Here is a 14,398-nt window from a genome sequence, read left to right as displayed (position 1 = left end):
TTGAGATACTGGGAGGGATTCTGTCCCTCTCTTTTCCTCTTGTCAATCAATTTGAAACAACCATTGCATAGATGTATCTCATTGCTATACTCTCGGGTTTAGCGAACTTGACCCATCGAAACAGGAGTGCGCCATGGCTTCGGCGTTCGGTATACGGTTGCGCCGTTTGCGGGAAGCAAAAAAATTGACTCTCCAGCAGGTCGCCGACGAGATCGGCTGTACCAAGGCTTATGTCTGGGAGCTGGAAATGAGGGAGGGGCAACGACCGACGGCAGAACGCGTCTATGCCCTTTCCAAGCTGCTGGGCGTCACGGTCGAGGATTTGATGGGTGAAGCGCCCAAGGACGTTCCGCAGGCAACCCCGGAAGATGTCGCGTTCTTTCGGGAGTACGCGGGCATGACTGACGGCGACAAACAGCGTTATCGGGATGCGCTCAATTTGATGTTCGGCTCCCGTAAGGATGGCGGGAACGCGCAATGAACGCGGTGGCGCTCAACGGATTCACGGCGGCGACAGCGATCCTGCGGCTGTTGCGCACAGCCTTTCCGTCAGGGCTACCCGATGTGATTGACCTTGATTTGGTTCGCCAAGGATTGCCTGGTACACCTTATGGAAAGGGTGTTCGCGAGATCAAGGCTCCGATGCCTTCGCCAATCGCCAGCTGTGAAGGTATGCTGGTGCGTAATCCGAACGATGCTGCCGAGTGGGGAATTTTCTATAACGGTAACGCCAGTCCGGAGCGCCAAAGATTCACGATAGCACACGAGCTTGGGCATTTTATTCTGCACCGGGATCGCCAGATGTCTTTTCAGTGCGATAAGGCAAGCGTGTACTCGGGACAGGACACTCTTGCGGTGATTGAGCGCGAGGCGGATGATTTTGCGAGCAATCTGCTGCTGCCGGGTGACGTGCTGCGAGACGCAATGGCCGGGCAGACCATCAGTCTGCATCTGCTGAGTCAGCTCGCGTCACGTTTTCAGGTGTCTTTTGAGGCACTGTGCATTCGTTTCATAAAATACACTGACGTTCGAGCCATCCTGCTGCACTGGGACAACGGATTCCTAAAATACGAGTGGCGCAGTCGATCTGCTGTTCTAAGCAAAGCACGAATTCAGCGGCTAACCAATCCCGTCGAGCCGTTGCCAGGAACCATCGCCGCAGACACCAGTGTTTTGCAGGAGCGAGACGGCGTCGAACTTCCGGCGTCGCTATGGTGTACAGACGAAGCGCCGTACATGAAACTCCACGAATTCAAGCATACGTATGCCGCGCGTGATCGCGTGCTCACGCTGTTGCTGCTCGAGGATGCGGAGCCGCGTCGCTGGAATGTAGCGGGCACAAGATGACAAATGAAGGCGGGGATTTTCATCGCGTTAGCGATTGTGTTGAATAACTGATCGGGGAATAAATGGCTCGTATTGAAAACCATAAGTACAGCATCGAGGAGGCCTTCAGGGAATGCTTCTACATCGTCCCGGACTACCAACGCGAGTACGTCTGGACGGACAAGGAAGTGCATCAGCTACTGGAGGATATCGGTGAGCAGATCGATGGGAGCACGACGCGGGAATATTTCATTGGCACCGTACTGGTGTCGCCGACCCATCAAAAGAATCACTACGAGGTCATCGATGGTCAGCAGCGCCTGACCACATTTTTCCTGCTGCTGTGCGCGCTGAAGCATCTGTTCCAGGGTGAGCCACAACGGCAAATGATTTCCGGACTGATATCGACCAGCTATGTGGACAGCGACGGCGAGGTCCGCACGAATCTGAAGCTGGAGCCTCGTTACGAGAATGCGGCCGAAGTGATGACCAAGCTGGTGGAGTTGGATGCCGATCCACAGGCTGTGCGCACGGGCATTCAGGCTTCAGGGATCGCCAGCTTCGGCTCCCTCGAAAATCTGGTCAATGCCTACAGCACGCTGTACCACTATCTGAAAGATAACTACGACGACGTCGCCAAGCTGAAGAAGTATTGGGGCTATCTGGCCAACAACGTGGTATTCATCCAGATATCCACCGACGTGAGTAGCGCGCTGAAGATCTTCGAGACCATCAACGAGCGCGGCGTAGGTCTGAACCCGATGGATCTGCTGAAGAACCTATTGTTCACGCAGGTCAATCAATCGCAGTTCACCCAGCTCAAGGACGAGTGGAAGAAAATCACCAAGCCGCTGGAGAAAGAAAAGGAAAAGCCGCTGCGCTTCCTGCGCTATTTCCTGATGGCCAACTACGTGATTAAGAACGAGCGTGGTGACTCGGTGGTGCGCGAGGATGAAATTTATGACTGGTTCGTGGCCAAGGACAACGCGGCCATGTGCGATTACGCGAACAAGCCCTTCGAGTTCGTTCGCAAGGTGATCCGTAACGTCGAGCACTATCTGGCCTTTGCCAACGGGCTGGGTAATGACGGCAAGCCCAGTTTGGCGATGGATAGCCTCAAGCGGTTGGCCGGTGGCGCATTCAGCTTGCATTACGTTCTGCTGCTGGCGGCCGCCAATTTCCCCAAGCCGTTGTTTGATCACTTCGTGGCGCAGTTGGAGAGCTTCCTCTTCTACTACATCTTCACGAAGACGCCGACCAAAGATCTGGAGCGCAACTTCTCTCAATGGGCCGATGAAATTCGCACCATTGCCGCCGTCACAGATCCGATGAAGCAGAAGGTGCAGCTCAACGCATTCATTGCTGACCGCTTTGATACGAGCATGGCCGGAAAATCTCAGGAACTGGTCGATGCGTTGCGACGCTTCACCCTGTATTCGATGCAGCAATACCGCACGCGCTATTTGCTGGCACGTCTGACGCAATATGTTGATATGGCTTTCAGCGGGCTGAAAACGCCCGGTAGCTTGGGCCCGTTTACCAGTCTGGAGATCGAGCATATTCTGCCCAATACGCCAACGCCCGAACTGCGTGCCAAGTGGGCTGAGGAAAATCCCGGTGCGGATTACGACGGCTACAAAAACCGGCTCGGTAATCTGACTTTGTTAGAGAAGCCGATCAATATTGTCGCCGGCAATGATTTTTACGCGAAGAAACAGGCCGAGTACTGCAAAAGCGGGAACTATCTTACGCGCAGTTTGGTTGAGCTGACCAACGTCGGTCAGAACACCTCCATTTCCCGAATCAATGAAAAGCTGAAGGCATTTCCTGTTTGGGATGCAAAGACCATCGATGCCCGTCACGCGCTGCTGATAACCTTGGTGCAGGACGTTTGGAAGACATCGCCCATCGACGTCTGAAAGACGCCAAGGGTCCAGCCAAGGCATGGAAGCAATCAACGGCGCCGGATCGGATGGCGGTCAATACTGTGGTCGCCATCCCACGCGGGCGTTTGCCAACTCACGCGCACTCCCGCTAAATCACGTTACGCGAAGTATCTTCGGCTCATAGCATGAGCAGCGTTTTCCACAGAAACGCTCACCATGTCTGATATCCAACCTGTCGCTATTCCGGTGCTTACCGACAAGCCCCGGCACCCGCAGCAGGAAATCATAGACCTGCTGGCCGTCGCGCTGCTACGGCTTCGCGCACATCTGGCAGGGTCGGCCTACGATCGCAGCGAACCGGTTGGCCTTGGCTTCTTCGGCCACGAGCGCGTCAATACGAACCCCTCTCAACCGACTGGAGTTCGTTCATGACGACACACGCAGGTCAGCCTGGCGCCCCGACCATCACGGCACGCATTGCCCAGCTTCCCCATCTGCCGATCGACAGCCTGTGGGCACTGTGGGACGAGTATTTCGACGAGCGCCCGAACCATCACAATCGCATCTGGATTGAAACCCGGCTTGCCTACCGGATGCAGGAACGAGCGTTCGGCGGACTGCGTGCATCGCTTCGCCGCAAGCTCGAAGAGATAGGCGAAACTGGCATCATGCCGCGACAGGTGCATCGCGCCGGCGAACGCCTACTTCCCGGCACGGTCATCACCCGCACCTACAACGACATCGATCATCGCGTGCTCGTGCGCGGCATCAACGACTTCGATTACCAGGGCATCCGCTTCCGTAGCCTCACAGCGATCGCGCGCGAGATCACCGGCAGTAACTGGTCGGGACCTGCTTTCTTTGGCCTGAAATCCGGTCGGCGGAAAGCGGAGGTCGCATGAAGGGGACACGCAACATCGCGCCCATGCCTGCAACGGTCATCCCGAAAAAACGCTGTGCCGTGTACACGCGGAAGTCCAGCGACGAAGGCCTCGATCAAGAATACAACAGCCTCGAAGCACAGCGCGATGCGGGTCTCGCCTACATCGCAAGCCAGCGTCACGAGGGCTGGATCGCGGTGAATGACGGGTACGACGACGGCGGATATTCCGGCGGTAATCTCGATCGGCCATCATTGCAACGACTGCTTGCCGATATAGAGGCTGGCACGATCGACATCGTGGTGGTCTACAAGATCGACCGGCTCACGCGCAGTCTCCCGGATTTTGCTCGACTCGTCGACGTGTTCGATCGGTGCGGCGTCTCTTTCGTCGCCGTCACGCAGCAGTTCAACACGACGACCTCGATGGGGCGACTGACGCTGAACATTCTGCTGTCGTTCGCGCAGTTCGAGCGCGAGGTGACGGGCGAGCGCATCCGCGACAAGTTTGCCGTGAGCAAGGCGCGTGGCATGTGGATGGGTGGCATGCCGCCGCTCGGCTACGACGTCGTCGATCGGCGACTGGTCGTCAATGAGCCGGAGGCCATGCTCGTGCGGGATATCTTCCGGCGGTATGGCGAACACGGATCGGCGGCGCGTCTCGTGCGCGAGTTCGCCATCGAAGGTCGCACCACCAAGGCATGGGTCACGCAAGACGGGCGTCACCGTACTGGTCGTCCGATCGACCAGCAGTTCATTTTCCATGTACTGCGCAGCCGCGTGTATCTCGGCGAGATCCACCACAAGGGCGAGTATTTCGCCGGGCAGCATGAGCCCATAGTGCCGCAGGAACTTTGGAACGCTGCGCACGCATTCATTGAACGACGCCAGCAGGGCCCACGCGAGCGGCGCACAAAGCACTCGGCACTGCTCGCCGGGCTGCTCTTTGCACCGGATGGCCAGCGCATGCTACACACGTTCGTGCGCAAGAAAAGCGGCCGGATCTACCGGTACTACGTGCCCTACCTGCATAAGCGCCGACATGCCGGCGCGACGCTCGCTCCGGAGATCCCCGGCACGGGCCATCTGCCCGCAGCCGAGATCGAGCAGGCCGTGCTGGTCCAGATTCATGCGGCCTTGAGCGCGCCCGAGGTGCTGATCGGCGCATGGCGGTCATGCCAACGGCATCCCGCCGGCGCGGCGCTCGATGAACCACAGGTGGTCGTGGCCATGCAGCGCATCGGCGCGGTGTGGGAGCAGCTGTTTCCGGCGGAGCAGCAGCGGCTCGCGCGACTCCTGATCGAACGAGTCCAGCTGCATGCGCTGGGACTCGACATCCACTGGCGTGAGGATGGCTGGCTCGGCCTCGGTCAGGACATCAGCGCGCACCCGCTCGTCGCGGAATTTCGCCCGGACGCGATGGAGGTGGCGCGATGAAGCGCGAGACCATGGGCGCGAAGTGTCTGCCGCCGGATCCGCGCACGATCCGCGTCGAGGTGGCCGGCGGTTCTCGCAGCTATTACGACGGCACGCAGCGCGTCACGACCGTAGCGCTGTCCGTGAAACGACGGCACAACCGTAAGCTGCTGATCCCGCCACCGGGTGAGCACTCCGCGACAACGGGCGGCGGAATCGACCTGCCGATGATTCGCATGCTCGGCAAGGCTTTCTACTGGAAGCGGCAGATCGAGCAGGGCCATTATGCGACGGCCACGGAGCTGGCGCGGACGTTGAAGCTCGAGCCCGGCTGGGTGGCCGAGGTGCTGCGCCTGACGCTGCTTGCGCCCGACATCATTGAGGCGATTTTCGACGGACGGCAACCGCGCCAACTGGATCTTCACGCGCTGCGCGGCCGCGCAGCATTGCTACCCCGAGACTGGGCCGAGCAGCGCCGGCTGCTCGGATTCCCCGAACGTCCAGTCTGAATTTCCAGCACCATTTTTCCCGACGGCGAGCGCAGTGCTCGCCATTTTTTTGACCTGGCGGATTGGCGAACCAGAAGTTTCCGCGTGGTTCGCCAATGGTTCCCTTAAAGGTTCGCCATCGAAATCCTGAAATGACACCTGTTCCTCAACAGCGTCACAGGAGACTTTGATGACGACGATGACAGACGGTGTTACCCGGTCGCACCACGAGGCGATCTTTTCCCCCGGCGATCGCCGGGTGCTCAGCGAAAACGAGCTCGCGCAGCGCTGGGGCATCAGCCCCAAGACGCTGCAACGTTGGCGCAGCGAAGGGCGCGGGCCGAAGTACCTGAAGCTCTCCAAGCGCGTGAGCTATCCGCTCGACGCGATCCTCGAGTTCGAGCGTGGCGCACTGCACGACTCGACCTCCGGGCGCGTGGTTCGCTAATGGAGTTCGCCATGACCGATATGACGATCTTCCCCGCCGACCTCGCGGCCATGTCCGTGGCCCAGCTCGCGACGCTTCCTGCGGCCCAGAAAGCCGAAATCCACCGCAACCTCGCCGAAGCCAGCGAATGGCTGAAATCGGCCCGCGCGAAGTTCGACGCGGCGCTCGATGCCGCTTACGGCGAACAGGCTCGCGCAGCCCTGCGTGACTCCGGTCGCGACTTCGGCACCACGCACGTGTCCGACGGGGCGCTGCGCATCACGTTCGAACTGCCGCGCCGCGTGTCCTGGGACCAGGAAGGCCTGTCCAAGATGGCCGCACGCATCACGGCTGCCGGTGAGCGAGCCGAGGACTACGTCGACGTTGAGCTGTCGATTCCCGAATCACGCTTCTCGAACTGGCCGCCGGCATTGCGCGAGCAGTTTGCGTCGGCGCGTACCACCAAACCCGGTAAGCCGACTTTCCGCCTGGCCCTCCTCAACGACATGGGAGCCTGACCATGACGAATATCCTTCCGTTCGAATTCGAAGCCCACGCAGTGCGCGTCCATGTCGACGACGCTGGCCAGCCGTGGTTCAACGCCAACGATGTGTGCGCCGTGCTCGAGTTCGGCAATCCGCGCCAAGCTGTGGAATCTCATGTCGATGACGATGATGTCCAGAAATTGGACACCATCGATGCTATCGGTCGCTCGCAACGTACCAACCACGTCAACGAATCGGGGTTGTATGCCCTGATCATCGGCAGCACAAAGGACGCGGCAAAACGCTTCAAGCGCTGGGTCACGAGCGAGGTGCTGCCAGCGATCCGCAAGACCGGCAGCTACAACGCCGTCGCCAGCCTGCCCGCACCGACCCAGGACCGCGTGTCGTCGATCCTGCTAATCGGCGAGGCCGTAGCGAAGGTGCCTGGCGTCAAGGCCGGCATTGCGATGGCTGCAACGCTGACCTGTATCCACGAGAACACCGGTATCGCCGTCGAAACGCTGCGCCGCGCGTTGCCCGCTGCGGATGCGCCCATCTGCTCGCTCAACGCCACGCAGGTTGGCCAGCTTCTGTGCATCTCGGCGAAAGCCGCCAACCAGCGCCTCGCACGTCACGGCCTGCAGATGCGCAATGACCGCGACGAGTGGGAGCTCACCTCGGCTGGCGAAGCGTGGGCCGAGGCCATGCCGTATTCGCGCAACGGTCACTCGGGCTACCAGATTCTCTGGAATCCGGCAGTCGCGGATCTGCTGAAGGAGGCCGCGTAATGGCGCTTCCCATCATCACCGCTGACCAGCGGCTAGCCGAGCGCCAGGGCGTCAAGATCGCCGTGCTCGGCAAGAGCGGTATCGGCAAGACGAGCCTGCTCCGGACGCTGCCCGAGGCCACCACCCTGTTCGTCGATCTCGAGGCGGGTGACCTCGCAGTGCGCGACTGGCAAGGCGACTGCATGCGCCCGGCTACCTGGCCGGAATTCCGCGATCTCGTCGTGTTCCTCGCAGGCCCCAACCCGGCCCTGCCACCGGAGGTGCCGTTCTCGGACGCGCATTTCCACCACGTATGCGAACGCTTCGGCGATCCGGCGCAATTGACGCGCTACGACACGTACTTCGTCGACAGCATCACGGTGCTCGCGCGCCTGGCACTGGTCTGGTCCAGAACCCAGCCGCAGGCCGTGTCCGATCGCACGGGCAAGCCCGACATGCGTGGGGCCTATGGCTTGCTCGGCACCGAAATGCTCGCGGCACTGACCCACCTGCAGCATGCACGCGGCAAGAACGTCGTGTTCGTCGCGATTCTCGACGAGCGCGTCGACGATTTCAACCGCAAGGTGTTCACCCCGCAGATCGAAGGCTCGAAGACTGCCGCCGAGCTGCCCGGCATCGTCGACGAGGTCGTCACGCTCGCCGAGATCAAGGCCGACGACGGCACCTCCTATCGCGCATTCGTCACCCACACGCTCAACCCTTACGGCTATCCGGCCAAGGATCGCTCTGGTCAGCTCGACCTGCTCGAGCCGCCCGATCTCCACGCGCTGATCCGCAAATGCGCAGCCGCAGCGACCCAATCCCCGACGACGAGGAACTGATCATGTCCCAATGGAACGACTTCAACGATGCCGACGCCCAGCACGCTGGTTTTGAGCTGATCCCGAAGGGCACCGTCGTACCGGTTCGCATGACCATCAAGCCCGGTGGCCATGATGATCCCGAGCAGGGCTGGACTGGCGGGTACGCGACCGAATCGTTCGAGACGGGCTCAGTCTATCTGGCCTGTGAATTTGTCGTGACCGACGGCCCGTATGCCAAACGCAAGATGTGGACGAACATCGGCCTCCACTCCCGCAAGGGGCCGACCTGGGGGCAGATGGGGCGCAGCTTCATCCGCGCAATTCTCAACAGCGCTCGTCACGTCCATCCGCAGGACAACAGTCCGCAGGCATCGGCTGCCCGCCGCATCGAGGGCTTCGCCGATCTCGATGGCATTGAGTTCATCGTGCGCGTGGACATCGAGAAGGATGCGCGCGGCGATGACCGCAACGTCGTGCGCATGGCGGTCGAACCGGATCACGCCGACTACCCCGCATTCATGGGGAGTGCCGTGAAGCCTTCGGGCTCCGGCGGCCAGTCTGGTGCTCCGGCACAGACCGCGCCAACTTTCCGTCCCGCGCCGACCACGACCCGACCGGCACCGGCGGGCAAACCTGCCTGGGCCTGACGCGGAGATCCCCAATGAAATGCTGGGTCTGCACCCGTCAGGCCCGGGGACTCACGCATGCCGATACCCGTCACGGTATCGGCAATCCCCGGCGCTACCCGATTGACTGGGCGTTCTGCTCGCGACGCTGCCAGGACGCCTTCCATGCGTTGTACGGCACCAGGCTTCGTGCCCTGGACGGCGGCGCAACCCTTGCGGAGAACACGATGATTGATCCGACTGAAGTCGAATGCGCCGCAATGAAGCGGTGCCTCAAGGCCTTCGGCGAAGCCGCTGGCGAGATTGGTTTCGACAAGCCCCTTGGCGCGTATGCCGAGGAAGAAGCCCTGCGTGTGATTGACGCGATCGTCACCTGCTGGACGGAACAGATGGTCTCGCACCACGAGGCGACGCGCCAGTCCACCGTGCGCAGAACGACGCCACCGCGCGATCCGTTTGCCGATATGGCAGACGACCTGCCGTGGGAGGTCGCGCAATGATGGATTTCAATTCTTCGTCCACGCTGTCGGAACGGATTACCACCTTGATCGATGCCGGCATGCAGCGCACGAGCAAGCGTGAGGGCAGTCGCACATATCTCGGTGCCTCGCGTCTGGGAGCCGCGTGCGAACGTGCATTGCAGTACGAGTACGAGCGCACTGCTGTCGATCACGGTCGCGACGTTCCGGGCCGCATGCTGCGCATCTTCGAGCGTGGCCATGTGATGGAGGACTGCATGGTCGCGTGGCTGCGTGATGCCGGATTCGATCTGCGCACGCGCAAGGCCGATGGCGAGCAGTTTGGATTCTCGGCACTCGACGGCCGGCTGCAAGGGCACATCGATGGTGTGCTCGTAGGCGGCCCCGACGACGTCAGCTATCCGGCGCTCTGGGAAAACAAGTGCCTCGGCGGCAAGTCGTGGCGCGAATTGCTCAAGCACCGGCTCGCCGTCGCCAAACCCATCTATGCCGCACAGGTCGCGCTCTACCAGGCCTATCTCGGTCTGCACGAGCATCCCGCCGTGTTCACGGCAATCAACGCCGACACGATGGACCTGTACATCGAACTGGTTCCGTTCGATGCGGTGCTCGCCCAGCGCATGTCTGATCGCGCTGTGACTGTTATTAGCGCGAGCGATGCCGGTGAACGCTTGCCGCGCGCTTTCAACGATCCTACCCACTTCGAATGTCGGATGTGCGCGTGGCAGGACCGCTGCTGGAGGACGCAACCATGAATCATCACGTCTCGACTCCGCTTGCCGCCATGCTCGGTGAGCGTCTGATCTCGGCACGCGAGGCGGCGGTCAGTCTGAATCTGCCGATGTACTGGCTCACGCATGCCTGCGAGCGTGAACGCCTGAAGTTGCCACATTACCGCGTCGGCAAGCTTTTGCGCTTCAAGCTCGATGAACTGGTCGCATGGGCTGAAGCGCGGCAAGCCATCATCAATCAGACAGCGCATGAGGAGGGCGTCGATGCTGGACTTTAACGATACAGCGCAGCCATCGGCTTCGTTGCCTGAGAGTGGGCGAAATGAGATCCACGCGGCATTGTTGGCTCGACTCGAATCGGTACTGACCATCATGTTTCCCGCGGGCAAGCGACGTCGGGGCCGGTTCCTCGTGGGCGACGTCCTGGGCAGTCCGGGCGACAGCCTCGAGGTCGTGCTTGAAGGCGAGAAAACTGGCCTGTGGACCGATCGCGCAACTAGCGACGGTGGCGACATTTTCGACCTGATCGCAGCGTGGCTTGGTGTCAATGCGCAGGTGGATTTTCTGCGCGTGCTGCAGCAGGCCCGAGAGCTAATCGGGCAATGCGTTCCCATGTCCAGACTGCGCACGCCGAAGGAGGCGCCGGTCGATGATCTTGGCCCGGCCACGGCGAAATGGGACTACCTTGATGCCAGTGGTCAGCTGATCGCTGTCGTCTACCGCTACGACCCGCCAGGCCGGAAGAAGGAATTCCGGCCTTGGGATGCAAAGCGTCGCAAGATGTCTCCACCCAATCCGCGCCCGCTTTACAACCAGCCGGGCATGGTCGGCGCCTCGCAGGTGGTCCTGGTCGAGGGCGAGAAATGCGCGCAGACACTGATCAACGCAGGCATCGTCGCTACAACGGCGATGCACGGTGCGAACGCGCCCGTCGAGAAGACCGACTGGTCTCCACTTGCAGATAAGGCCGTGCTCATCTGGCCCGACCGGGACAAACCCGGCTGGGAATACGCCACGCAGGCAGCGCAGGCCATCCTCACGGTGGGCGCAAAATCCTGCCACATCCTGTATCCGCCTGAGGAAGCATCAGAAGGATGGGATGCAGCAGACGCCGTGGCTGAGGGTTTCGACCTTGCGGCTTTTCTCACCCACGCTCCGCGTGCGCAGATCTATGCCATCGACGTCGAGCAGGAGTCCGCCGTCGGCAGCGATGAGTCCGTGTGGGGCACGGAGGACGCCTTGGCGCTGGCTTTCACCCGTCGCTATCACCGCGACTGGCGCTACGTGTGCGCATGGGGGCGCTGGATGATGTGGGACGGCCAACGCTGGCGCTCCGAAGACACCCTGGCCGCGACCGATCTGATCCGTAGCGTGTGCCGTCACACGGCCGTGCGTGCAGAAAACCCGAAGATTGCCGCCAGGCTCGCCAGTTCTGGCACGGTCGCTGGTGTCGAACGGCTGGCTCGATCGGATCGCCGACATGCGGCCACCACCGCCGAATGGGACGCCGACCCGTGGCTGCTCAACACGCCGGGTGGCGTGGTCGATCTTACGACTGGCAGGCAACGTGCGCACGACCGTACCGACCGGATGACTCGGGTCACCACGGCTGTTGATTTCCACCGAATCTTGACCCACCGTTTTCATCTAAATCTGACCCACCCCGAGACAGCGTAGTACATCTATTCCGGTGTGGATAACTCCTCACTGCCTGCTGCTTTTGCTGCTCTCTTTCTGGTTGTCTTCGCCTTGGCAGAACTGGACTTGAAGCGCCAGGATTCATTGCCCGTTTCGACGATGTGGCAGTGATGGGTGACGCGGTCCAGCAGCGCCGTCGTCATCTTTGCGTCCCCGAACACGGTCGCCCACTCGCCGAAGCTGAGGTTGGTGGTGATCACGACACTCGTGTGTTCATACAGCTTCGAGAGCAAGTGGAACAGCAATGCGCCACCGGTCTGGCTGAACGGCAGGTAGCCCAGTTCGTCGAGGATCACCAGGTCGACGTACATCAGCTTATGGGCGATCTGGCCTTGTTTTCCGATGGACTTCTCCTGCTCCAGTGCGTTGGTCAGCTCGACGGTCGAGAAGTAACGCACGCGCTTGCCGTGGCGCTGCACGGCCTCAATTCCGATCGCTGAGGCGAGGTGCGTTTTGCCGGTGCCGGGGCCACCGATGAACACGACGTTGTGTGCGCCTGCGAGGAACGACAGGTCACTGAGTTCTCGAACCAGCGCTTCGTCGACGTGTGCCTGCGCGAAGTCGAAGCCCTTCAGGTCGCGGTGAGCCGGGAAGCGAGCGGCGGTCATCTGGTAGGCGATCGAGCGCACCTGTCGCTCCGCCGTCTCAGCCATCAGCAGTTGCTTCATGAAGCGCTCCGGGGCGAACTCCGTGTGACGCGACTGCGCCAGCAGCTCTGGCCAGGTGCTCGCCATACCATGCAGTTTGAGCCCCTTGAGTTGGGCGGCGATGTCGTTAGACATGACGGTCCTCCGGTGGGTTGGCGCGCAGGGTTTCGTAGCGGCTCACGTCGGCGGCCGGCTCTTCGGTAAGCTGGAGTTTCGTCGTCGCGAGGTTGGTGCTCGTGGTGGGTGCCTTCAACCGGCTCAGCACGTTCAGAACGTGCTCCCCACTGGGGCGTCCCGAGTCCAGCGCTGCCTGCACGGCAAGCAGCACGGCATCGAGTCCGTGTTCGCGCACCGCGGCGAGCACCTGCGTCATGATGCGATCGCCTCCCGGGTGCTTCAGTAGGTGCCGCTGCAACTGCTGCAGCGGCTGTGGCATCGTGACGAACGGAGCGCCGTTGCGCAACGCGCCGGGTTTGCGCTCAACCAGCGTGATGTAATGGCGCCAGTCGTAGAAGGTCATGTGCCGCTCGAAGCTGCGTTCGTGGCGTGCGATCTCCTGGGCGTCGGCGACGACGCTGAGATATGCCGGATAGCAGCGCACGCTCACCAGCTGGTTCGTGTACTCGGTGGGCACGCTGTAGCGGTTGCGCTGGAAGTGGATGAGGCTGGTCGACGACACCCGCAGCGTCTGCTCGACATAGCCGTCGAACGGGCGTGGATTGGGCATCAGCCTGGTGCGCTCGTCCTGCAGCACGTCCTCGACCGTCAGCTCGGGCCACTGCGGGTGCCGCATCTGCCAGGCCTGACGACACTGGCCCGCGACCCATTCGTTCAGAAGCTCCAGCGTTTCCCAGCGTCGTAGCGCAGCCTCGTGCCAGATCTGGCGGCGCCGGTCCTGCACGTTCTTCTCAACGATGCCCTTCTCCCAGCCGGCGGCACGGTTGCAGAATTCCGGCTCGAACAGGTAATGGCCGCACATTGCCTCGAAGCGGGCGTTGACCGCGCGCTCCTTGCCGCGGCCGACCTTGTCCACGGCGGTCTTCATGTTGTCGTAGATGCCGCGGCGCGGCACGCCGCCGAACGCGGCGAATGCGCGGGCGTGCGCATCGAACAGCATCTCGTGACTCTGGGTCGGATAGGCGACCAGCCAGAACGCCCGGCTGGCATTGAGCTTGACGTGGGCGACCTCCAGGCGTCGCCGCAACCCGCCGATGAAGGCGTATTCGCAGCTCCAGTCAAACTGGAAGGCTTCGCCGGGTTCGAAGGCCAGCGGTACATAGGCCTTCCTGCGCGGTGCTGCAGCCTGCTCCTCGTGCCAGCGTCTCACGAAGGCGCTGACGCGGCCGTAGCTGCCGGCATAGCCCTCGCCGCGGATGGCCTCGAACATGAACCGGGCCGTGCGCCGGTCACGCTTCGGGCGATGACTGTCTGCCCGCAGCCAGCCCGTCAGTTGCGCGGCCCACTCGTCGACGACGCTCGGGCTGACGCGCTTCGGGTACTTCGGCTCAACGGCATCCGTCTGCCGAAGCCAGCTGCGCACCGTGTTCCGGGACAGGCCCGTGCGCCTCGCAATCTCGCGCAGCGGGACCTTCTCGCGGAAATACATCCGCCTGATCTTGGCCAATATGCCCACCGTGATCACCTCTGTATCCCCTGCTCAAAGATTGAGCAGGGCATTCAATCACGTGGGTCAAAATTCGATGAAAACTACAGCCTCA

General features: G+C 61.5%; 17 protein-coding genes and 1 pseudogene. 16 read left to right on the top strand and 2 right to left on the bottom strand.

Going from position 1 to position 14,398, the window contains the following annotated elements:
• The first annotated feature begins 133 nt into the window (after nt 1-133).
• The 16 genes and pseudogenes from WK25_RS15260 to WK25_RS15190 form a co-directional block, all read left to right on the top strand.
• Nucleotides 134-481: a helix-turn-helix domain-containing protein gene (locus WK25_RS15260; RefSeq protein WP_069241885.1), complete on the top strand. Its 348-nt coding sequence runs from the start codon at nt 134-136 to the stop codon at nt 479-481.
• Entirely contained in the window at nt 478-1,347 is an 870-nt protein-coding gene (locus WK25_RS15255; protein WP_083252995.1) for an ImmA/IrrE family metallo-endopeptidase, read from the top strand. Before WK25_RS15260 ends, WK25_RS15255 begins: the two co-directional genes overlap by 4 nt.
• A 62-nt stretch (nt 1,348-1,409) precedes the next feature.
• Nucleotides 1,410-3,245, top strand: a complete 1,836-nt coding sequence (locus tag WK25_RS15250) for a DUF262 domain-containing protein (RefSeq protein ID WP_069241884.1) — start codon at nt 1,410-1,412, stop codon at nt 3,243-3,245.
• A 183-nt stretch (nt 3,246-3,428) separates the two neighbouring features.
• The gene (locus WK25_RS30470; protein ID WP_083252994.1) at nt 3,429-3,644 is read left to right on the top strand and encodes a hypothetical protein; all 216 of its coding nucleotides are present in this window, start codon (nt 3,429-3,431) and stop codon (nt 3,642-3,644) included.
• Nucleotides 3,641-4,114, top strand: a complete 474-nt coding sequence (locus WK25_RS15245) for a DUF2924 domain-containing protein (protein ID WP_069241883.1) — start codon at nt 3,641-3,643, stop codon at nt 4,112-4,114. Before WK25_RS30470 ends, WK25_RS15245 begins: the two co-directional genes overlap by 4 nt.
• Nucleotides 4,111-5,529, top strand: coding sequence for a recombinase family protein (locus tag WK25_RS15240; protein ID WP_069241882.1), 1,419 nt, complete (start codon nt 4,111-4,113; stop codon nt 5,527-5,529). Before WK25_RS15245 ends, WK25_RS15240 begins: the two co-directional genes overlap by 4 nt.
• A complete protein-coding gene (locus WK25_RS15235; RefSeq protein WP_226209410.1) occupies nt 5,526-6,017 on the top strand; it encodes a hypothetical protein in 492 nt (163 codons plus the stop codon). The genes WK25_RS15240 and WK25_RS15235 overlap by 4 nt, the downstream gene beginning before the upstream one ends.
• A 169-nt stretch (nt 6,018-6,186) precedes the next feature.
• Nucleotides 6,187-6,444 carry a helix-turn-helix transcriptional regulator gene (locus tag WK25_RS15230; protein WP_069241881.1) on the top strand — a complete coding sequence of 86 codons (258 nt, stop codon included), beginning with the start codon at nt 6,187-6,189 and terminating at the stop codon, nt 6,442-6,444.
• Nucleotides 6,445-6,455: 11 nt separating this feature from the next.
• Nucleotides 6,456-6,941, top strand: a complete 486-nt coding sequence (locus WK25_RS15225) for a hypothetical protein (RefSeq protein ID WP_069242014.1) — start codon at nt 6,456-6,458, stop codon at nt 6,939-6,941.
• A gap of 2 nt (nt 6,942-6,943) precedes the next feature.
• A complete protein-coding gene (locus WK25_RS15220; RefSeq protein ID WP_069241880.1) occupies nt 6,944-7,696 on the top strand; it encodes a Bro-N domain-containing protein in 753 nt (250 codons plus the stop codon).
• Nucleotides 7,696-8,517 (top strand): ATP-binding protein, encoded by an 822-nt coding sequence (locus tag WK25_RS15215; RefSeq protein WP_069241879.1) that lies wholly within the window; start codon nt 7,696-7,698, stop codon nt 8,515-8,517. Before WK25_RS15220 ends, WK25_RS15215 begins: the two co-directional genes overlap by 1 nt.
• A gap of 2 nt (nt 8,518-8,519) precedes the next feature.
• On the top strand, nt 8,520-9,146 hold the full coding sequence (locus tag WK25_RS15210; RefSeq protein ID WP_069242013.1) for a hypothetical protein: 627 nt from the start codon (nt 8,520-8,522) through the stop codon (nt 9,144-9,146).
• A 14-nt stretch (nt 9,147-9,160) separates the two neighbouring features.
• Nucleotides 9,161-9,625 (top strand): DUF6511 domain-containing protein, encoded by a 465-nt coding sequence (locus WK25_RS15205; RefSeq protein WP_069241878.1) that lies wholly within the window; start codon nt 9,161-9,163, stop codon nt 9,623-9,625.
• Complete coding sequence (locus tag WK25_RS15200; protein WP_069241877.1) at nt 9,622-10,359, top strand: hypothetical protein; 738 nt, start codon at nt 9,622-9,624, stop codon at nt 10,357-10,359. Before WK25_RS15205 ends, WK25_RS15200 begins: the two co-directional genes overlap by 4 nt.
• Nucleotides 10,356-10,613, top strand: a complete 258-nt coding sequence (locus WK25_RS15195; protein ID WP_059844642.1) for a hypothetical protein — start codon at nt 10,356-10,358, stop codon at nt 10,611-10,613. Before WK25_RS15200 ends, WK25_RS15195 begins: the two co-directional genes overlap by 4 nt.
• Nucleotides 10,600-11,946, top strand: a pseudogene (locus tag WK25_RS15190) (hypothetical protein); the annotation flags it as partial. The gene WK25_RS15195 and the pseudogene WK25_RS15190, both read left to right, overlap by 14 nt.
• A 71-nt stretch (nt 11,947-12,017) precedes the next feature.
• On the opposite strand, the gene istB reads toward WK25_RS15190, so the two are convergent.
• Entirely contained in the window at nt 12,018-12,815 is a 798-nt protein-coding gene (gene istB / locus WK25_RS15185; RefSeq protein WP_069240801.1) for an IS21-like element helper ATPase IstB, read from the bottom strand.
• Nucleotides 12,808-14,286: an IS21 family transposase gene (istA, locus tag WK25_RS15180; RefSeq protein WP_249181359.1), complete on the bottom strand. Its 1,479-nt coding sequence runs from the start codon at nt 14,284-14,286 to the stop codon at nt 12,808-12,810. Before istA ends, istB begins: the two co-directional genes overlap by 8 nt.
• Nucleotides 14,287-14,398 lie beyond the last annotated feature (112 nt).

Source organism: Burkholderia latens, assembly GCF_001718795.1.
Taxonomy (GTDB): domain Bacteria; phylum Pseudomonadota; class Gammaproteobacteria; order Burkholderiales; family Burkholderiaceae; genus Burkholderia; species Burkholderia latens_A.
This window is presented reverse-complemented; position numbering and strand designations above follow the sequence as displayed.